21 protein-coding genes are annotated in these 17759 nt (G+C 72.3%); 12 read left to right on the top strand and 9 right to left on the bottom strand.

The annotated features are described in order from the left end of the window. Nucleotides 1-45 precede the first annotated feature (45 nt). The 3 genes from ACFUPX_RS26210 to ACFUPX_RS26220 form a co-directional block, all read right to left on the bottom strand. Complete coding sequence (locus ACFUPX_RS26210) at nt 46-294, bottom strand: hypothetical protein (protein ID WP_383327394.1); 249 nt, start codon at nt 292-294, stop codon at nt 46-48. A 12-nt stretch (nt 295-306) separates the two neighbouring features. Continuing rightward, nucleotides 307-1581 (bottom strand): anion permease, encoded by a 1275-nt coding sequence (locus tag ACFUPX_RS26215; RefSeq protein ID WP_383327397.1) that lies wholly within the window; start codon nt 1579-1581, stop codon nt 307-309. A 190-nt stretch (nt 1582-1771) separates the two neighbouring features. Next, nucleotides 1772-2533 carry a lysozyme gene (locus ACFUPX_RS26220; protein WP_383327400.1) on the bottom strand — a complete coding sequence of 254 codons (762 nt, stop codon included), beginning with the start codon at nt 2531-2533 and terminating at the stop codon, nt 1772-1774. A 115-nt stretch (nt 2534-2648) separates the two neighbouring features. On the opposite strand from ACFUPX_RS26220, the gene ACFUPX_RS26225 reads away from it, so the two are divergent. From ACFUPX_RS26225 to ACFUPX_RS26235, 3 genes are all read left to right on the top strand, one after another. Next, a complete protein-coding gene (locus ACFUPX_RS26225; protein ID WP_383327403.1) occupies nt 2649-3317 on the top strand; it encodes a class II aldolase/adducin family protein in 669 nt (222 codons plus the stop codon). 133 nt (nt 3318-3450) lie between these two features. Next, nucleotides 3451-4587 carry an alpha/beta hydrolase gene (locus tag ACFUPX_RS26230; RefSeq protein WP_383327406.1) on the top strand — a complete coding sequence of 379 codons (1137 nt, stop codon included), beginning with the start codon at nt 3451-3453 and terminating at the stop codon, nt 4585-4587. An 88-nt stretch (nt 4588-4675) separates the two neighbouring features. Beyond that, entirely contained in the window at nt 4676-6199 is a 1524-nt protein-coding gene (locus tag ACFUPX_RS26235; protein ID WP_383327409.1) for a hypothetical protein, read from the top strand. Nucleotides 6200-6214: 15 nt separating this feature from the next. On the opposite strand, the gene ACFUPX_RS26240 is transcribed toward ACFUPX_RS26235, so the two are convergent. After that, nucleotides 6215-7105 carry a neutral zinc metallopeptidase gene (locus tag ACFUPX_RS26240; protein WP_383327412.1) on the bottom strand — a complete coding sequence of 297 codons (891 nt, stop codon included), beginning with the start codon at nt 7103-7105 and terminating at the stop codon, nt 6215-6217. A gap of 256 nt (nt 7106-7361) precedes the next feature. On the opposite strand from ACFUPX_RS26240, the gene ACFUPX_RS26245 reads away from it, so the two are divergent. From ACFUPX_RS26245 to ACFUPX_RS26260, 4 genes are all read left to right on the top strand, one after another. Continuing rightward, nucleotides 7362-8147 (top strand): hypothetical protein, encoded by a 786-nt coding sequence (locus tag ACFUPX_RS26245; protein WP_383327415.1) that lies wholly within the window; start codon nt 7362-7364, stop codon nt 8145-8147. 95 nt (nt 8148-8242) lie between these two features. After that, nucleotides 8243-9841, top strand: coding sequence for a ribosomal protection-like ABC-F family protein (gene abc-f, locus ACFUPX_RS26250; protein WP_383327418.1), 1599 nt, complete (start codon nt 8243-8245; stop codon nt 9839-9841). Nucleotides 9842-10235: 394 nt separating this feature from the next. Then, nucleotides 10236-10457 carry a helix-turn-helix domain-containing protein gene (locus ACFUPX_RS26255; RefSeq protein ID WP_249590717.1) on the top strand — a complete coding sequence of 74 codons (222 nt, stop codon included), beginning with the start codon at nt 10236-10238 and terminating at the stop codon, nt 10455-10457. Between the two features lie 168 nt (nt 10458-10625). After that, nucleotides 10626-11438: an enoyl-CoA hydratase/isomerase family protein gene (locus ACFUPX_RS26260; RefSeq protein WP_383327422.1), complete on the top strand. Its 813-nt coding sequence runs from the start codon at nt 10626-10628 to the stop codon at nt 11436-11438. 4 nt (nt 11439-11442) lie between these two features. Here ACFUPX_RS26260 and ACFUPX_RS26265 read toward each other — a convergent pair whose 3' ends face one another. Then, nucleotides 11443-12177: a nucleopolyhedrovirus P10 family protein gene (locus tag ACFUPX_RS26265; RefSeq protein WP_383327425.1), complete on the bottom strand. Its 735-nt coding sequence runs from the start codon at nt 12175-12177 to the stop codon at nt 11443-11445. A 93-nt stretch (nt 12178-12270) separates the two neighbouring features. Here ACFUPX_RS26265 and ACFUPX_RS26270 point away from each other — a divergent pair, with 93 nt between their 5' ends. The 5 genes from ACFUPX_RS26270 to amaP are packed head-to-tail and all read left to right on the top strand — an operon-like array spanning nt 12271 to nt 14658. Beyond that, nucleotides 12271-12768, top strand: coding sequence for an Asp23/Gls24 family envelope stress response protein (locus tag ACFUPX_RS26270; protein ID WP_383327428.1), 498 nt, complete (start codon nt 12271-12273; stop codon nt 12766-12768). Nucleotides 12769-12822: 54 nt separating this feature from the next. Continuing rightward, entirely contained in the window at nt 12823-13011 is a 189-nt protein-coding gene (locus tag ACFUPX_RS26275) for a hypothetical protein (RefSeq protein WP_249590721.1), read from the top strand. A 3-nt stretch (nt 13012-13014) separates the two neighbouring features. Further along, a complete protein-coding gene (locus ACFUPX_RS26280; protein WP_383327432.1) occupies nt 13015-13359 on the top strand; it encodes a hypothetical protein in 345 nt (114 codons plus the stop codon). Beyond that, complete coding sequence (locus tag ACFUPX_RS26285; RefSeq protein WP_383327435.1) at nt 13356-14072, top strand: DUF6286 domain-containing protein; 717 nt, start codon at nt 13356-13358, stop codon at nt 14070-14072. Before ACFUPX_RS26280 ends, ACFUPX_RS26285 begins: the two co-directional genes overlap by 4 nt. Nucleotides 14073-14079: 7 nt before the next feature. Beyond that, on the top strand, nt 14080-14658 hold the full coding sequence (gene amaP / locus ACFUPX_RS26290; protein WP_383327438.1) for an alkaline shock response membrane anchor protein AmaP: 579 nt from the start codon (nt 14080-14082) through the stop codon (nt 14656-14658). Nucleotides 14659-14712: 54 nt separating this feature from the next. On the opposite strand, the gene ACFUPX_RS26295 is transcribed toward amaP, so the two are convergent. The 4 genes from ACFUPX_RS26295 to ACFUPX_RS26310 form a co-directional block, all read right to left on the bottom strand. After that, entirely contained in the window at nt 14713-15468 is a 756-nt protein-coding gene (locus tag ACFUPX_RS26295) for an SDR family oxidoreductase (RefSeq protein ID WP_383327441.1), read from the bottom strand. 65 nt (nt 15469-15533) lie between these two features. Then, the gene (locus ACFUPX_RS26300; RefSeq protein WP_383327444.1) at nt 15534-16325 is read right to left on the bottom strand and encodes an SURF1 family protein; all 792 of its coding nucleotides are present in this window, start codon (nt 16323-16325) and stop codon (nt 15534-15536) included. 87 nt (nt 16326-16412) lie between these two features. Continuing rightward, nucleotides 16413-16646 (bottom strand): hypothetical protein, encoded by a 234-nt coding sequence (locus ACFUPX_RS26305; protein WP_135331724.1) that lies wholly within the window; start codon nt 16644-16646, stop codon nt 16413-16415. Between the two features lie 89 nt (nt 16647-16735). Next, nucleotides 16736-17752, bottom strand: a complete 1017-nt coding sequence (locus ACFUPX_RS26310) for a DEDDh family exonuclease (RefSeq protein ID WP_383327448.1) — start codon at nt 17750-17752, stop codon at nt 16736-16738. Between the last annotated feature and the right edge of the window lie 7 nt (nt 17753-17759).

The raw sequence follows: 17759 nt of genomic DNA on the forward strand, positions 1-17759 counted from the left end.
CACCCATGAGGTGCGTCCCACCCGGCTCTCAGGAGGTGGTGATCGTCAGGCGACGATCAGATAGATCCCGTACGCCACGGCCGCCGCGCAGAGCGCGAAGCACACGTACGCGCCCGTGCGTGCCGCCACCGGGGGTCCGCCGGCGGTGGCGGAGCCTGTGGTGGCCGCGCCGGACGGTGCCGCCTCGCGCTTGGAGAGGCCGACGATGCCGAGGGTGAACAGGCCCACCAGGGCCACCGTCACGCCGAGGCTGACTCCGAAGACGGAGCCGAGAGCTGCCCAGTCGATGTTCATGCTGACTTTTCCTTACACCGTGGCGGGCCGGGCGGGATCCGCCACGGTGCCGGTCGGGGCCGGGATGGTGGCCTTGACGAGGTCGACGTCGGGGCTCGTCACGGCCGACCCGGTGGGCGGCGGGGTGACGGCGGCGATCGCGGTGGTCACGACGCCCGCCGGCTCGTCCGCGAAGGTGCTGCGGATCTCGTCGTCGGCGACGTTCGTGTGGTCGACGGCGTCGCGCCGGGACAGCACCCAGATGACGCCGGCTCCGCCGATGAGGAGCGCGGCGGTCGCCGCGACGCCCCAGGGGCCCTGCTTGGTGAGGAACTCCGCACCCGCGCCGACCAGACCCGCGGCCGGGAGCGTCAGGCCCCAGGCGACGAACATGCGGGTCGCCGTGGACCAGCGGACCACACCGCCCTTGCGGCCGAGGCCCGCGCCCATCACGGCGCCCGAGCAGACCTGGGTGGTGGAGAGCGAGAAGCCGATGTGCGAGGAGGCGAGGATCGCGGTCGCGGCGCTGGTCTGGGCGGCGAAGCCCTGCTGCGGCGCGAGGTCCGTGAGGCCCTTGCCCATGGTGCGGATGATGCGCCAGCCGCCGAGGTAGGTGCCGAGCGCGATGGCGACACCGGCCGAGACGATGACCCACATCGGGGGGTTGGCACCCGGGTTCAGGACGCCGCCGGTGATCAGGGCGAGCGTGATGATGCCCATGGTCTTCTGCGCGTCGTTCGTGCCGTGCGCCAGCGAGACGAGGCCCGCGGAGGCGATCTGACCGGTGCGGTAGCCCTTGGCGGTCGCCTTGGTGTCGGTATTGCGCCCGATGCGGTACGTCAGGCGCGTCGCCAGCGTCGCGGCGATGCCGGCCACGAGGGGCGCGGCGATCGCGGGGAGCAGGATCTTGGTGACGACGGTGCCGCCGTTGATCGACGACCAGCCCATCGACATGACCGCGGCGCCGATGAGGCCGCCGAAGAGTGCGTGGGAGGAGCTTGAGGGCAGGCCCACCAGCCAGGTCAGGAGATTCCAGAGGATCGCGCCGACGAGGGCCGCGAAGATCACCTCTGTCTTCAGTCCGTCCTCGTTGACGATGCCGCCGGAGATCGTCTTGGCGACCTCCACCGACAGAAACGCGCCGACGAGATTCAGCACGGCGGACATGGCCACCGCCGTCTTGGGCTTGAGAGCGCCGGTCGAGATGGTGGTGGCCATCGCGTTGGCTGTGTCGTGGAAACCGTTCGTGAAGTCGAACACGAGAGCGGTAACGATCACGATCCCGAGGAGAAGCGTGATGTGTTCCATTTACCCAGGCTTCTGTTGGACGTCAGTGGCAAGTGGAACGTAGGCAACCTGGGTGAACGGAAAGTGAACTGGGTCGGGCCTTGCGGTGACCCAATTCGGGGCATCGTCGCTCCGGTTCCTCCGCCGCCCCGGCGAAATCGTCCGGGGCGCCGGTGCGGGGCCCGGTATCCAGGCTTCCAAGGGTCTCCGGCTACCCGCGGGCGAACCTCTTCAACTGGTCCGGCGAGCCGTTGAAGAGATTCTGATCACCCGGCAGCCTGCCGCTGTTGGCGTACTGCCAGATCGTCTGGAACGACCACCCGGCGGGCAGCTTCCCCGGCGTCGACGACCAGCGTGCCAGCCACAGCGCGTGATCCGAACCGAAGGCGCGGCTGCCGCCCGTGCAGTCGTCCCACCACTTGGTGGTCGTGTAGATCACCGGGCGCCGCCCCGTCTGCCGTACGACCTCGTCGCTGAAGGACTTGATCCAGTCGACCATGCCGGTCCTGCCGACTCCGTAGCACTTGTGCGAGCCGTACGGATTGTTCTCGACGTCGAGCGCGGGCGGCAGCGTCCAGCCGTCCGCCCGCCACTTGCCGCCGTGGTCCATGAAGTACGCGGCCTGCTTCCTGCCGGACGACTTGCTCGGCACGGCGAAGTGGTAGGCGCCGCGGATGATGCCCGCGCGGCGGGAGCCGTTGTACTGCTGCTCGAAGTGGGGGTTGCGGTACGTGTGGGACTCGGTGGCCTTGACGTAGACGAAGCGGGCGCCCCTGCTCTTCGCCTTCTGCCAGTCGACGTTCTTCTGGTGCGACGAGACGTCGTGCCCCCGCGGCTGGCCCGCCGCCGAAACCGGAATCTCGGCGAGGGCGGTTCCCGCGAGGGCCAGAGCCGCCACCGAGGCCGCGATGACGCGAGCGTGGCGGTGGCGGAGGCGGTGGCGGTGGCGGGACGGTGTGCGGTCACGGGCCATATTTCCCCCGGATGGCGACGTGTGGGACAAATCACCGAGAGGCTACTGGAAGATCACCGCATGCCGGTCGATCACCACCCGGCCCGTGTCGCAGGGGAAATGCAAGGATCACGGCATGACGGAGCAGCGGGACGAAGACCGGCAGGGCGCGTTGGGGCGGGCGTGGGACGAGCTGGTGGCGGCGGCCCGCAGGACGGTCCTGGACGGCCTGGTGGTCGGCACGTCGGGCAACCTCTCGGTGCGCGTCGGCGGCACGATCCTGGTCACGCCGAGCGGCGTGCCGTACGACCGCCTGGGGCCGAAGGACGCGGTCGGTGTCGACGCGGACGGCAACCGGCTCTTCGGCGAACTCGCCCCGACCAGCGAACTGCCCATGCACCTGGCGGTCTACCGCACCACGGACGCCCGAGCCGTGGTCCACACCCACGCGGTGCACGCCACCGCCGTCTCCACCCTCGTCCCGGAGCTGCCGCCCATCCACTACATGGCGGCCGCGCTCGGCGGCCCTGCCCGGGTCGCCCGCTATGCGCCCTACGGCTCCGACGAGTTGGCGCAGAACATGCTCCGGGCCCTCAGGGAACGCACCGGCTGCCTGCTGCAGAATCACGGGACCATCACCTACGGAGACACTCTGGACCAGGCGTACGACCGCACGGCGCAGCTGGAGTGGATGTCCCGCCTCTGGCTGACGGCCAGCGCGGTCCCGGGGCACGCGCCGACGCTCCTGTCCGCCGGCCAACTGCGGGAGGCGGAGGACAGGCTGCGGGGCTACGGCCAGCGGTGAGCCCGCGCCTGCCCCGTACGGGGGAGGCGTCGCACTGATTCACGACATCAGCCGCGGGTACGCGGACGAGGTGACATCACCCCGCAGGTCCCGCCCACTGGCCGTGGCCACCCACCGGCCCGACACTGGGCAGGTGCGCCCAGCCAAAGCGACGGCAACGGCCGTCACCGCCGTCACCACCGCCCTCCTGGGCGGCGCAGCCGCCGTCGCCGCGGGCCGGTTCGCCAGCAACGCGGCCCTGAAGGCGCCGTCGGGACGCCCGCTGCCGACCGAGCCCCGCCTCACGGTCCACTCCACGGCCGCGGGCCAGATCACCCTGACCCGCGCCCTCGCGAGCCTGCGCCCCGGCACGTACGGCCTCAGCGGCAACGGAAGCCATGCGGTGATCGGGCCCGTCCTGGACGCGGCCCCGCACGCGGCGGACACCGTCGTACGCCGCCTCGAGCGCGTCACGCACGGCTCCCTGGACCCCGGCGACAAGGTCTGGCTCACCCCGCAGGTCCACATCGGCGACCCGCACGCGGCACTGGACATCGACCACGCGGACGTGGACATCCCCGGCGAACTCGGCGGACTGCCCGCCTGGTTCGTGCCGGGCGTCCGCGACACCTGGGTGATCACCGTGCACGGCCTCGGCACGACCCGCGAGCACCCCATGGTCGTCATGGACTTCCTGCACCGCCAGCAGTTCCCGGTGCTCGACCTCGCCTACCGGGGCGACATCGGCGCGCCCCGCTCACCGGACGGCCTCGGTCACCTCGGTGAGACCGAGTGGCGCGACCTGGACGCCGCCATCCGCTACGCCGTGCGCTACGGAGCACGGAACGTGATCCTGCACGGCTGGTCCACCGGCGCCGCCATGGCCCTGCACGCCGCCGCCTGCTCGGCCCTGCGCGACCGGATCACCGGACTCGTCCTGGACTCCCCGGTGCTCAACTGGGAGACCACCCTGCGGGCGCTCGCCGCGGCCCGGCGCACGCCGGGCCCCCTGCTGCCGCTCGCGGTGCGCGCCGCCCAGGGCCGCACGGGCCTGCGCGGCGACCGCATCCTGGAGGCCGCCGACCCCGAGGTGCTCGGCGTCCCCACGCTCCTCTTCCACGGCCCCGACGACGTCATCGCCCCCTGGGCGCTTTCCCGACAACTGGCCGAACGACGCCCGGAGCTCGTCACTCTCCACACCGTTCCGGATGCGCCCCACGGAGCCATGTGGAACGCCGACCCGGCGGGCTACGAAGAAGCGCTGCGGCGCTTCCTCACGCCCCTCATGTAGTGCGCGACAGCCCCTTGACGTAGCGCTCCGGAGCCTTGCGCAGACATTCCGTTTGGGTTTTCGGACCGTCAACAGGAAGACTGCTCCCGTGACGTCCCGTATCCCGCGCGACTCAAGGCTCCGACTCGTCCGCGCTCAGTCCCCCAGGGCCGAGAGGCGAGCGGGGGTGGAGCGCGGCACAGCGCGAGCCCTGACCACCCCCGGCGCAGTGACGCAGCAGCGTGCGCGCCGTCCCGCGCCCCGGCCCCCCGAGGGCACCCCCGCCCCCGGCGAGCTCGCCCGGATGGCGCGGGTACGGCTGGCCGACGCCGTCCGGATCGCCCGCTGGGCCGACGCCTCCCTGCGCCCGGGACGCGGCCGCGCGGGAGCGACCGACATCAAAGGCGTCAAGGCCCAGCAGGCCGACGAAGCCGAGCAGGCCGCCGAAGCCGAGCAGGCCGACCAGGCCGGTGAAGGCAGCAAAGGCACCCTCTCCACCGAGACCGCCGAACGGGCCGCCGCGGACCTCGCGCTGACCCCCGATCAGGTCCGCGCCGACTGGGACACCGCACGCCTGGCCGGCCTCATCGAGGTGCACGGCGACATCGCGCGCCCCGGCTGGCGGCTGCGGGCCTGGGACCGTGACGACGCCGCCGTGCTGCGCGGCTGGGTCGCCCTCTTCGACGCCTGGTCGCTCACGCACGCCGCGTCGCGCGAACTGGCGCCCCTCACCGTGGCCGAGACCGTCGAGGCCATGCCCCAGCTCCTCACCCTGCTGCAGCTCTCCGCGGGCCCCGTGCCCCTGCCGCAGCTCCTGGACCTCCTGGACCAGCGCGTCACGGAACTGCGCACGGAACGCTGCGAGATCCCCTACGGCCCGCAGCCCGAGCCGGTGGACCCGGCCGACACGCCCTCCCTCGCCACCCTCCTGGACTGGGCGCTGCGCGGCCTCGCCGCCGTCGGAGCGCTGACGTACGCCGACGGGCAGGCCACCCTCACGCCGCTCGGCAGCTGGGCGGTCTGGGTCAAGCTGGAGCAGATCTGCGTGGCCGCGCAGAGCCCGGCGGGCAACATCGAGCAGTCCGCCGAGGACATGCTCCGCGGCTGCGCACGCCTGCGCCCGAACGCGGCCCGCTCCGAGTACCGCGCCTGGCTGGCCGCCCGCCCCGTCGGCAGCGCCGTCACCGAGCTTCTGGACGCCGCCCGCGGCGAGGACGCCCTCCTGCGCGGCCTCGCCTTCGAGGCCCTGCGGGTGGTCGGCGCCCCGGCCGAGACCGAGGTGCGGGCCGTGGTGGACGAGGCCTCGCTGCGGCCCTACGCCCTCATCTGGCTCGCCGAGCAGGAGGGTGCCGACCCCGAGGACGTCCACCTGGTCCTGACGCGGGACGAGTCGACGTGGCTGTGGGTCGACACCGCCGCGGCGGTCGCCGACCACGGGGAGACCCATCTCCTCATCCGTCACCTGGAGTCCGCGGTGCAGCCCACGGTGCCCGCGCTCCTCGACGAGGTCCGCCGCATCGGCCACCCCCGCACCGTCCAGGTCCTCGTCGCCCTCGCCGCGGCCCACCCCGACCCGGCGCTGGCCAAGGCCGTGCGCCGGGCGGCGTTCCAGGTGCACACCGGGGGCGTCTGAGCCCTGCCGGGCGCCTCACCGGAAGGTGTTGCACTGCCCCATGTCGCCGGTGCGGTAGCCCTGGTAGAACCACTGCTGGCGCTGCTCGGCCGAGCCGTGCGTCCAGGTCTCCGGGGTGACCCGGCCCTGGAACTTCTCCTGGATGCGGTCGTCGCCGACCGCGGCCGCCGCGTCCAGGCCCTCGCGGATGTCCGCGTCGGTGAGGCTGGTGATCAGCGGCCTGCCCGTCTTCTCGTCGGGGGTGCGGGTCGCGTGCCGCGCCCAGACGCCCGCGTAGCAGTCGGCCTGCAGCTCGACCTTCACGGCGTTGCTGTTCTGCCCCGTACGCCCGTCCTGGGAGCGCTGCAGCGTCCCCATCAGGTTCTGCACGTGGTGCCCGTACTCGTGCGCCACGACGTACGCCTGCGCGAACGGGCCGCCGCTGGAGCCGAACTTGGTCCGCAGCTCGTCGAAGAAGCCCAGGTCCAGATAGACCTTCCGGTCACCGGGGCAGTAGAAGGGGCCCACCGCCGACGACGCGGCGCCGCAGGCCGTGCCCACCCGGTTGCTGTACAGGACGGTCGGCGCGGGGGAGTAGGTCCCCTTCCTGCGCTGGAACTCGGGGCGCCAGTAGTCCTGCACGCTGTTGACCACCGCCACCATCCGGCAGTCGTCCTTGGCGTTCGCGTCCTGTCCCGTACGGCAGCTCTGCTGCACCTGCGCGAGGGACGAGGAGCTCGCGGCGGGCTCCTCGTTGCCCGACGAGAGGCCGAGCTGGTCGGGGCCGACCCCGAAGAACAGCCCCAGAAGCAGCGCGATCAGCCCCGCGATGCCGCCGCCGACCGTCGCCTTGCCGCCGGGGATCCGGCTGTTCCGCACGTCCTGTACCTCGGACGTGTCCAGATCGGCGTCGTCGTCGAACTGCATGGGCGCACCACCCTCTGCCTCGCGTCCGGGGCGGCGTCGCACCGCCCTGTGCCGAGATGTCGGCGCCTTCATCCTGATATGCCCCACCTCGCGCGGCGCCGGACGGGGGTCCGAACGGGGGACCCTGCCCGAACGGCGTGCCGTGTCGTGGCCGCCGCCCGGGGCCGCGCGGTGGCCCCGCCGCTACGCTCTGCGCCTGTTCGTGGGGCAGCGGTACCGGCACAGGTACCGGCAGGGGTGTCGAAGAGGGGGCGTCGTGTCCGCAGTGCCGTTCGAGGTGACCGCGTCCAGGTCGGCGGGGCCCGTGTCCGCCCGCCGCGGCTCACGGATCGCGCTCCCGGTGGTCCTCGGCCTCCTCGCCCTGCCGCTGATCACCGCGGCCCACCACTCGCGACCGGCTCCCTACGGAGACCACGTCACCGTCCACGCGCGCGTGGCCCACTTCGCGGCGGCCCCCGCGCTGCGGACCACGGGCCGCGCGGTCCAGGCGTACGAAACGGCGACGGGCCGTCCCCGCTGGACGTACACCCGCGAGGGAGCCCGTCCGCTCACCGTGCTGCCCGCCCCCGGGCACGCCATCGCGCTCTGGAGCGACGGCCTGGTCACCGACACCGCACGCGCCGACGGCAGCGCCGTCCGCTGGCACCGCGCCATCCCCGGCAGCGCCCCCTGGCTGCGCTCTCCCGCCGCCCGCGGCGCCGCCGGGGTCCTGCAGCCGCTCGACCCCCGCGGCAGCATGCTCGCCGTCATCACCCCGCAGCGCATCGCCGCCTACCGCAGCGCCGACGGCGACCTGCGCTGGGTGCTGCCCGCCCGCCCCGGCTGCGCCTTCGAGCCCGCCCGCTCCGTGCGCCACGGGAGCGCCCTGATGCTCGCCCAGCCCTGCGCGGACGCCGCGACGCCCTGGACCTCGCAGCTGATCGCGGTGGACGGCCTCGGTCGGATCGTGCCCCGGCGAACGCCCCTGGGCAACGAGCTGCCGGGCGCCGCCCCCGACGGCGTACGCACCCGGGCCGAAAACGAGGTTGCACCGCCCCGTTAGAATTGGCCGCATGGCCATTCTCCTCGTGCATTAGACGGCGTGATCGCCTTCAGCCTTTCCGCCGTCCATCCCACCCCCTGCCCAGGAGTCTGTCCGTGATCACCGCTTCCGGCATCGAGCTGCGCGCCGGCGCCCGCATCCTCATCGAGAACGCCACCTTCCGCATCGCCAAGGGCGACCGCATCGGCCTGGTGGGCCGCAACGGAGCGGGCAAGACCACGCTCACCAAGTGCCTCGCGGGCGAGGGCATCCCGGCTGGCGGCACCATCAGCCGCTCCGGCGAGGTCGGCTACCTCCCGCAGGACCCCCGCACCGGCGACCTGGACGTGCTCGCCCGCGACCGCATCCTCTCCGCCCGCGGACTCGACACCCTGATCCGCAAGATGCGCGAGAACGAACAGCGCATCGCCAACGGCTCGGGCGCCACCCGCGACAAGGCGATGAAGCAGTACGAGCGCCAGGAGACGGAGTTCCTCACCAAGGGCGGTTACGCCGCCGAGGCCGAGGCCTCCACCATCGCCGCCGCGCTGAGCCTGCCCGACCGCGTGCTCGGCCAGCCCCTGCACACGCTCTCCGGTGGTCAGCGCCGCCGCGTCGAGCTGGCCCGCATCCTCTTCTCGGACGCCGACACCCTGCTCCTCGACGAGCCGACGAACCACCTCGACGCCGACTCCATCGTCTGGCTCAGGGACTACCTGAAGTCCTACCGCGGCGGCTTCATCGTGATCTCCCACGACGTCGAACTGGTCGAGACGGTCGTCAACAAGGTCTTCTACCTGGACGCCAACCGCGCCCAGATCGACGTCTACAACATGGGCTGGCGGCTCTACCAGCAGCAGCGCGAGTCCGACGAGAAGCGCCGCAAGCGCGAGCGTCAGAACGCCGAGAAGAAGGCCAGCCAGCTCCACTCGCAGGCCGACAAGATGCGCGCCAAGGCCACCAAGACGGTCGCCGCGCAGAACATGGCCAAGCGCGCCGACAAGCTCCTCGCGGGCCTCGACGAGGTGCGCCAGAGCGACAAGGTCGCCAAGCTGCGCTTCCCCGACCCCTCGCCCTGCGGCAAGACGCCGCTGATGGCCGAGGGACTCTCGAAGTCGTACGGCTCCCTGGAGATCTTCACCGACGTCGACCTGGCCATCGACAAGGGTTCACGCGTGGTCATCCTGGGCCTCAACGGCGCGGGCAAGACCACGCTCCTGCGGCTCCTGGGCGGCGCCGAGAAGGCCGACACCGGGCAGATCATCGAGGGCCACGGCCTCAAGCTCGGCTACTACGCGCAGGAGCACGAGACCCTCGACCCGGAGCGCACGGTCCTGGAGAACATGCGCTCGGCCGCCCCCGACCTCGATCTCGTGGCGGTGCGCAAGACGCTCGGTTCGTTCCTCTTCTCGGGCGACGACGTCGACAAGCCCGCGGGCGTCCTGTCCGGTGGCGAGAAGACCCGTCTGGCGCTTGCGACCCTGGTGGTCTCCTCCGCCAACGTGCTGCTCCTCGACGAGCCCACGAACAACCTCGACCCGGCAAGCCGCGAGGAGATCCTCGGCGCCCTGCGCACCTACAAGGGCGCGGTCGTCCTCGTCACGCACGACGAGGGCGCGGTGGACGCGCTCCAGCCGGAGCGGATCATCCTGCTGCCCGACGGCGTCGAGGACCTGTGGGGCCAGGACTACGCGGATCTGGTCGCGCTCGCCTGATCCACCGGGCCCCCGGGCGGTGCGGCACGCCGTGCCGCCGGGGCGTCCACATTGGTTGATCGAATAACTGATCCACAGCGTATGGATCATTCGGCCGATCCGTGATCCTCCATCTGTGTGAGGTCTCCTCGTACCGAAGTGTGGGATACACGGATTTCCCTTGCCGCAATGGCATCGGACCCGGCCCTCTCCCTGCACCGCGCTGACCTGGCATTTCACGCCGCAACCCATTCGGCCGTACGGAATTCGACGCGCGGAATCGTTAATTCCGCTCGTGGTGCCGCCTTCTCCTGCGGGAAACCTCGTCGTACGGACCTTGCCGAATGGGTGGCCAGGAAGCCCGGGAGGGGTGATCATGAGAAGTCCAGAGCGCACTTCCTATGAGGAGGCACGGGTGGCCGAGACTCTGAAGAAGGGCAGCCGGGTAACCGGCGCCGCGCGTGACAAGCTCGCGGCAGACCTGAAGAAGAAGTACGACAGCGGTGCGAGCATCCGGGCGTTGGCTGAGGAGACGGGCCGTTCGTACGGCTTTGTGCACCGCATGCTCAGCGAATCCGGAGTCACGCTGCGGGGACGCGGCGGGGCGACGCGAGGCAAGAAGGCCGCAGCCGGCTGACGGCTGCGGGCGGTTCACCGGCTTCGACGGTGGCCACCCGGTCGATCGTCCCCCAGAGCCCTTAAAGGGACCTGGGGGGTCTCCCTATCGGCCGGGTGGTTACTGTGCAGTCACTTACGGGCGCGTACGAGCGTCCGGACCGACCGCACACCACCATCGGAGGCCCCTATGGTTTCGCCCGGCAGTGAACTCGGCGGATCCGCACCGGTACTCGACAAGGACGGCGTACGCCTGACTGTCGACGAGGCCGTCGCCACGGTGACGCTGGCCAACCCGGCCAAGCGCAACGCCCAATCTCCCGCGCTGTGGAGGGCGTTGGCCGAGGCAGGCCGGATGTTGCCGGGCAGTGTCCGTGTCGTCGTGCTCCGCGGTGAGGGCAAGTCCTTCTCCGCGGGTCTCGACCGCCAGGCGTTCACGCCCGAGGGCTTCGACGGCGAGCCGTCATTCATCGACTTGGCGCGCGGCGACGACGGCGTCCTGGACGCCACGATCGCCGAATACCAGGAAGCGTTCACCTGGTGGCGGCGCAGCGACATCGTGTCCATCGCCGCCGTTCAGGGACATGCCATAGGTGCGGGCTTCCAGCTCGCGCTCGCCTGTGACCTGCGGATCGTCGCCGACGACGTGCAGTTCGCCATGCGCGAGACCAGCCTTGGCCTGGTGCCCGACCTCACCGGCACACACCCCCTCGTGGGGCTCGTCGGCTACGCCCGCGCGCTGGAGATCTGCGCCACCGGGCGGTTCGTCCACGCGCCCGAGGCCGAGCGTGTGGGCCTGGCCAACCTTGTCGTGCCCGCGGACCAGCTCGACGCCTCCGTGAGCGACCTGTCGGCCGCGCTCCTTGCCGCGCCGCGTGACGCGGTCGTCGAGACCAAGGCCCTCCTCCAGGGCGTGGTCGGTCGTACGTACGAAGAGCAGCGCACCGCCGAGCGCGCCGCGCAGGGGCGTCGCCTGCGGGATCTGGCGGGGCTCGGCGACTGAGCCGTCACTCCACCGCCGTGACGAGGACGGCAACCGTTGGGTGGTCCGTCAGCGCGCCGCCGACCGCCGTGCGGACCGCGAGCGCCACGTCCAGGGCGCGGTGTTCGCGGTCCGTCGCCACCTCCACGCGCGCGTGACGGCGCGGCAGGGCGCTGCCCGCCGCCGGTGAAGCGTCGAGGTGGACGGGGCGGCCGAAGCCGCCGAGCGCGCCGGTCAGCCGTCGTACGCCCGGCACACCGAGGGCGGCGCCGGCCGCGCGGGCCTCGTCGCCGTCACCGGGAGCCGCCTGCGCGCCGTCCGGTGCTGTCTTCGCCTCCGGGTGTACGTCCACGGGGGCCTGCCCCGCGTCGAGCAGCGTCGTCACGCTGAGGTCCACCTCCTGGACCACCAGGCCGAGCCGTTCCTCGGCCGCCGCGAACAGCGCCGCCCGGAGCCGGGCCGCGGCCGCGGGAAGCGGCTCGGTGGGCTCGGCGGCGAACTCCGCCGTGATCCGCAGCGGACCCGGCGCCAGCGCGCTCGGCGGTGACGGCACGGCGGACACGTACTCCTCTGAGGTGTCGGCGAGCGCGACCCGCAGACCGCCGAGCCGTACGCCGCTCACGCGCTCCGCCGCATGGCGCAGTACTCCGTCCGCGCACGCCTCGGTCAGCCAGGAGCCGTCGCCGGGGCCTCCCAGGGGCAGGACCCGCCCCAGGCCGAGCTGCCGCCGCACCGCTTCGGTCCATCCGTCACCGGTCATTGCCCCAGCCTGCCGCATCCCTGGCGCGCGAGGACGTAACCGCACTTAGTGTGGGCGAAGGAGTAGATCCCCGTTCGAAAGGGACACACGGCGATGACCGACACCGGCCAGCGGAACCGGCCTCAGGAGCCCCTCGCGAAGGAGCCTCCGGACGAGGCGGCGGGCAAGAGCAGTACGACCAGAAGGGGCGGCGGCGACCCCGCCACCCGGGGGCGCACCACCATCGCCGACGGCGTGGTCGAGAAGATCGCCGGGCTCGCCGCCCGCGACGTCGACGGCGTGCACGCGATGGGCGGCGGGCTCGCCAGGACCTTCGGGGCCGTGCGCGACCGCGTGCCCGGCGGCTCGGGTTCCAAATCGGTCTCACGCGGCGTCAAGGCCGAGGTCGGCGAGGTGCAGACGGCCCTCGACCTGGAGATCGTCGTCGAGTACGGCGTCTCGATCGCGGACGTCACGCGCGACGTGCGGGAGAACGTCATCGGGGCGGTCGAGCGCATGACCGGCCTCGAGGTCGTCGAGGTCAACATCGCGGTGAGCGATGTCAAACTCCCGGACGAGGAAGACGATGAGCCGCAAGGCCGCCTTCAGTAGCGCGGCGGCGGTTCGGGTGCCGGATGTCAGTCGCGTCTTGCCAAGGAGCGCACGATGAGCATGGCCGTGATCGGCATGGTGGCCGGAATGGCGCTCGGTTTCGCCGGGTACTTCGGTGGGTTCGGGGCGTTTTTGCTGGTGGCAGCCCTGGGCGCCATAGGGTTTGTCGCGGGCCGGTTCCTTGAGGGGGACCTGGAGCTCGGCGACTTCTTCCGTACCCGTGGCGACGACCGGCGGCGGTGAGCCGTGGCGGCACAGGTCGCGCCCGCGGAGCGCGGTGCGACCCGGATCGCCGACCGGGTCGTCGCGAAGATCGCGGCACAGGCGGCGCGCGAGGCGCTGACGGCGGTGCCGGCGGACGGTTCGCCGCCGCACGCGACCGTCACCGTGCGCCATGACGTCGCCCGGGTGCGGATCAGCGTCGAGCTGGACTACCCCTCGGACATCGGCGGGCAGTGCGGCGCGGTGCGTCGCCAAGTCGCGCAGCGGGTAAAGGCGTTGGCGGGGATGGAAGTGCCCGAGGTCGCGGTCCAGGTGGAGCGGCTGCACTCGGCACACGTGCACGCCGCTGCGCAGGGGAGGACGCGATGAGCGAGGCTCAGGGGTCTCATGTGGCGGGTGGCGGGGGCGGCACGCAACCGGTGCCCGTCGTCGAACGTGCACAGGGCGAACGCGCCGCGGGCGAACGGGCCGAGGGCGAACTCGACCAGTCGGCGTCCGCCGCGTCCTACGACGCGCCGCCCACGCTGGCCGACGAGAGCAGGGCGAGCCGCTTCTGGTCACCGCGACGCGTGCCCGCCACCGTCGTCGCGCTGCTGCTCCTGGGCGCCGCCGGGCTTGTGCTGTACGACATCGCGGCGGTGCGGGCCGGGCACTCGGCCATGGGATGGCGGCGCGACCTCGCCCGCGAACTCGGCGAGCGCCCGCTGGACGACACGGCGGTCCTCATCGGCGCCGGGGTGGCCGCGGCCGTCGGCATCTGGCTGATCGTGCTCGCCCTGACGCCGGGGCTGCGGGCGGTCCTCGCGATGCGGCGCGGCGACGAGGACGTACGGGCGGGGCTGCACCGCGGCGCCGCCGCGATGGTGCTGCGGGACCGGGCGATGGACGTGTCCGGCGTGCAGTCGGTGCGGGTCCGCATGACGCGCACCAAGGTGGACGTCCACGCGGTCTCGCACTTCCGCGAACTGGACGACGTACGCGGCGACTTGGACGCCACGCTGGCCGACGGCATCAGGGACCTGGGCCTCGGCCGCAGCCCCGGGCTCTCGGTCCGGGTGGCACGGCCGGGCAGGAAGGGCTGAGCTCGCGATGCTGAAGACGGTCAACCGTGTGGTCCTCGGCCTGATCGGCCTGGTGCTCGTGCTGGGCGGCGGTTCGGTCCTCGCCGTCGGGCTCGGGGCGTCACCGCCGTCGTGGTGGGTCCACGACGGGAAGCGTGACGTCCTGCTGAGCGACGCGGACCGGGCGCGGTGGCGGGACGAGGGCTGGTTCTGGCCCACCGTGATCGCCGTACTCGCGGTCTGCCTGCTGCTCGCCCTGTGGTGGCTGGTGGCGCAGTTGCGGCGGCGCAGGCTGGCCGAGGTCCTGGTGGAGACCGGCGACGGGGAGGGCGCGCTGCTGCGGGGGCGGGCCCTGGAGAGCGTGCTGGTGGGGGAGGCGGAGTCGCTGGAGGGCGTGCAGCGGGCCGCGGTCTCCCTGACCGGCCGCCGCAACGCCCCGGAGGCACGGGTGGCCCTGCTCCTGGAGCCCCACGCGACGCCCGGCGAAGCGCTCCAGCGGCTCTGTGCGGAGGCGTTGGCGCACGCGAGGGATTCGGCGGGGCTCGCCAGGCTGCCCGCGGTGGTGCAGCTGCGGGGCGCGAAGCATCGGGCCGAGCGGGTCAGTTGAGGGACGGGCTGGACGTTCCAGCCCGTCCGGCGCGTGCGGGTGTTCTGTACGGGATCAGAACCCGTGCCGCGCCCCGCCGTCCACCGGCAGCATGACCCCCGTCAGATACGAAGCGGCGGGCGAGAGGAAGAAGGCGGCCGTGCGCCCGAACTCGTCCGGAGTGCCGTAGCGACGCAGCGGAATCCGCGACTCGTGCCCCGCCCGGGCGGCCTCGGGATCGGCGGAGAGAGCGTCCAGCTCCCGCACCCGGTCCGTGTCGATGCGGGACGGAAGCAGCCCCACGACCCGGATGCCCCGGGGGCCGAGCTCGTCGGAGAGCGACTTCGCGAAGCCCGCGAGGCCCGGCCGCAGCCCGTTCGAGATGGTCAGCCCCGGAATCGGCTCGTGCACGGAGGCGGAGAGCACGAAGCCGATGACACCGCCCTCACCGAGCTCGGCCGCGGCGCCGCGTGCGAGCCGCACCGCGCCGAGGAAGACGGACTCGAAGGCCGACTCCCACTGCTCGTCCGTGTTGTCGGCGACGAAACCCGGCGCCGGGCCGCCGACGCTGATCAGCACACCGTCGAAGCGCCCGAAGTGCTCACGCGCGGCGGAGATCAGACGGCCGGCGACGGCCGGGTCGGCGTTGTCCGCCGCGAGGCCCCGGGCGTTGCCGCCGAGCTCGGCGGCCGCCTCGGCGACCGTCTTCTCGTCCCGGCCGGTGATCAGTACCTTCGCGCCGTCCGCGACCAGCGCACGCGCGGCGGCGTTGCCCAGGCCCCGGGTGGCGCCGGTGACGACGTAGACGCGGTCCTTCAGTCCAAGATCCATGGCCCTATCCTGCCGCCTCGTGACGGCGGAACGCGAGGGAGGTGCCCCTGGAGGGAGCGGTTCGGCTAGACCGAAGCGGGTGTGGCCTCCGGCGCCGGAGCCTGGGCGGCGGCCGCGCGGCGGTCCTTCACTTCCCTGCGCACCAGGATCACCCAGCCGATGGGGACGCCCGAGCAGAACAGCCACCACTGGACGGCGTACGCCATGTGCGGGCCGATGTCGCCGTGCTCGGGCTCGCCGATCAGCTGGGGGGAGTTGTCGGGGGGCTCCGGCGAGGTCAGCTCCACGTAGCCGCCGAGCACCTCCTTGCCGAGGCTGTGCGCCTGCTGGCCGCTGCTGATCAGCATGATCTGACGGTCCGGCAGCCCCTGGAGGTCCTTGATGCCGCTCTGCGCGGACGTCTCGTCGGCCATCAGGCGGCCGGTGACGGTGAGCTCGCCCTCGGGCGCCGCCGGGACCTTCGGGAACACGGTCTGCGGCCCGTTCGCCGGGATCCAGCCCCGGTTGACGAGCAGGACCTTGCCGTCGTCGAGGACGAACGGGGTCAGGACGTGGAAGCCGATCTCCTCGTCGGAGTTCGTGCGCCGCCGCACGACGACCTCGTCCTTCGTGTCGTACGTCCCCTTGGCGCTCACCCGGCGGTAGCGCTCGGAGTCCGCCACGGAGTGACCTGGTGAGGTCAGCCGCTCGGCCGGGACCGGCTTCGCGTCCAGCGCCTTGGAGATCTCCGCGTTCTGCGCGACGCGGTGCTCATGGCGGTGCAATTGCCAGAAGCCCAGCTCGATCATCGTGGGGATGAGGACGAGGCCGATGAGGGTGAGGATCACCCACTGCCGGGACAACAGGAAGCGGTACACCCCACGACGGTACAACTCGGTCGTGGGGTGCCTGGTGGTGGGGTACTCCGGAACGGGGTGGCGGGCACCCGTGGGGGAGCGGCCGGGTCACACCCTGTCGACGATGCCCACCTGCCCCTCCGCCCGCGAGCAGTGCGCACCGCAGTACCACTGTCCGTCGGCCTCCACGCCCTGGCCGATGATCCGGCAGCGGCAGTGCTCACAGATGGGCGCCATGCGGTGAATGGCGCAGGAGAAGCAGTCGAAGACGTGCACCGCGCCTTGCGCGTGCACCTCGAAGGACATGCCGTAGTCGTTTCCGCAGACCTCGCAACGTGCCATGCGCCACAGGGTGGGACGCGCGGCGCCCGCATGCGAGCAAGCAGGCGGGAACCGGCCCGATAATCACCCGTCTGACGTCGGCGGGCGGCTCAGGCCCCCGTCGCGGGAGCCGCGGGGGCGACGTCCTGGAGGAGCTGGCCGAACGCGGCCTCGTCGATGACGGGGGTGCCGAAGGACCGCGCTTTCACGGTCTTGGAGGTGCCCGAGTCCGGATCGTTCGTGACGAGCAGGCTGGTCAGGCGCGACACGCTCGTCGCGATGTGCAGACCGGCCTCGACCGCGCGGTCCTCCAGGAGATCGCGCTCGACGGAGGTGTCGCCGGAGAACGCGACGCGCATGCCCTGTTGGAGCGCTTTGCCCGTTTCGTAACGACCCGGGTTGGGGTACGGGCAGGCGGGCCGCTTGCGCGAGGGGCGCCAACTCCCCGGGCCGTACGACGAGTACGAGGACGCGGCGGAGCCCGGCCCCGCCGACTGGCGGACGATCCGGGCCGCGCCGTCGGACCACTCGGTGAGCGGACGGCACTCCAGGAGCGGCAGCCGCACCCCGCCGCCGGCCGCGGCCTTGAGGCTGGGGCGGAAGGCCTCGGCGAGCACGCGCGCGTCGTCCAGGGCGTTGTGCGCGTGGCGCTGCTCGACCCCGAAGTGCGCGGCGAGCGACTCCAGCTTGTGGTTGGGCAGCGGTAGGCGCAGCTCCTTGGAGAGGGCGATGGTGCACAGGCGCTGGCGCACGGGGGCGGTGAGCTCCGCGCGTGCGTACTCCCTGGCGATCATCGACCAGTCGAACACGGCGTTGTGCGCGACCAGGACGCGGTCGGCGAGGCGCTCGGCGAACTCGGCGGCGATGTCCTTGAAGAGCGGCGCGTCCGCGAGGAGCTCGCTGGTGAGGCCGTGGATCCACACGGGCCCGGGGTCACGCTGGGGGTTGACCAGGGTGTACCAGTGGTCCTCCACCTCGCCCTGGGCGTCCACGCGGTAGACGGCAGCCGACACTATGCGGTCGTCGCGGGCGAGACCCGTGGTCTCGACGTCGACGACCGCGTACCCCGTTGGGTACGCGGCCGGCCAGGTGGCTGCGGACGCTGCGGTCGTCTGGTCTTCGAGCATGGTCCAT

This window comes from Streptomyces sp. NPDC057302 (assembly GCF_042667685.1).
GTDB lineage: Bacteria > Actinomycetota > Actinomycetes > Streptomycetales > Streptomycetaceae > Streptomyces.

Coding starts and splice junctions, on each gene's coding strand:
- ACFUPX_RS26260 (WP_383327422.1), top strand. CDS start 10,626: ATGGTTTCGCCCGGCAGTGAACTCGGCGGATCCGCACCGGTACTCGAC.
- ACFUPX_RS26240 (WP_383327412.1), bottom strand. CDS start 7,105: ATGCAGTTCGACGACGACGCCGATCTGGACACGTCCGAGGTACAGGAC.
- amaP (WP_383327438.1), top strand. CDS start 14,080: ATGCTGAAGACGGTCAACCGTGTGGTCCTCGGCCTGATCGGCCTGGTG.
- ACFUPX_RS26305 (WP_135331724.1), bottom strand. CDS start 16,646: ATGGCACGTTGCGAGGTCTGCGGAAACGACTACGGCATGTCCTTCGAG.
- ACFUPX_RS26210 (WP_383327394.1), bottom strand. CDS start 294: ATGAACATCGACTGGGCAGCTCTCGGCTCCGTCTTCGGAGTCAGCCTC.
- ACFUPX_RS26285 (WP_383327435.1), top strand. CDS start 13,356: ATGAGCGAGGCTCAGGGGTCTCATGTGGCGGGTGGCGGGGGCGGCACG.
- ACFUPX_RS26225 (WP_383327403.1), top strand. CDS start 2,649: ATGACGGAGCAGCGGGACGAAGACCGGCAGGGCGCGTTGGGGCGGGCG.
- ACFUPX_RS26220 (WP_383327400.1), bottom strand. CDS start 2,533: ATGGCCCGTGACCGCACACCGTCCCGCCACCGCCACCGCCTCCGCCAC.
- ACFUPX_RS26270 (WP_383327428.1), top strand. CDS start 12,271: ATGACCGACACCGGCCAGCGGAACCGGCCTCAGGAGCCCCTCGCGAAG.
- ACFUPX_RS26215 (WP_383327397.1), bottom strand. CDS start 1,581: ATGGAACACATCACGCTTCTCCTCGGGATCGTGATCGTTACCGCTCTC.
- ACFUPX_RS26275 (WP_249590721.1), top strand. CDS start 12,823: ATGAGCATGGCCGTGATCGGCATGGTGGCCGGAATGGCGCTCGGTTTC.
- ACFUPX_RS26310 (WP_383327448.1), bottom strand. CDS start 17,752: ATGCTCGAAGACCAGACGACCGCAGCGTCCGCAGCCACCTGGCCGGCC.
- ACFUPX_RS26265 (WP_383327425.1), bottom strand. CDS start 12,177: ATGACCGGTGACGGATGGACCGAAGCGGTGCGGCGGCAGCTCGGCCTG.
- ACFUPX_RS26295 (WP_383327441.1), bottom strand. CDS start 15,468: ATGGATCTTGGACTGAAGGACCGCGTCTACGTCGTCACCGGCGCCACC.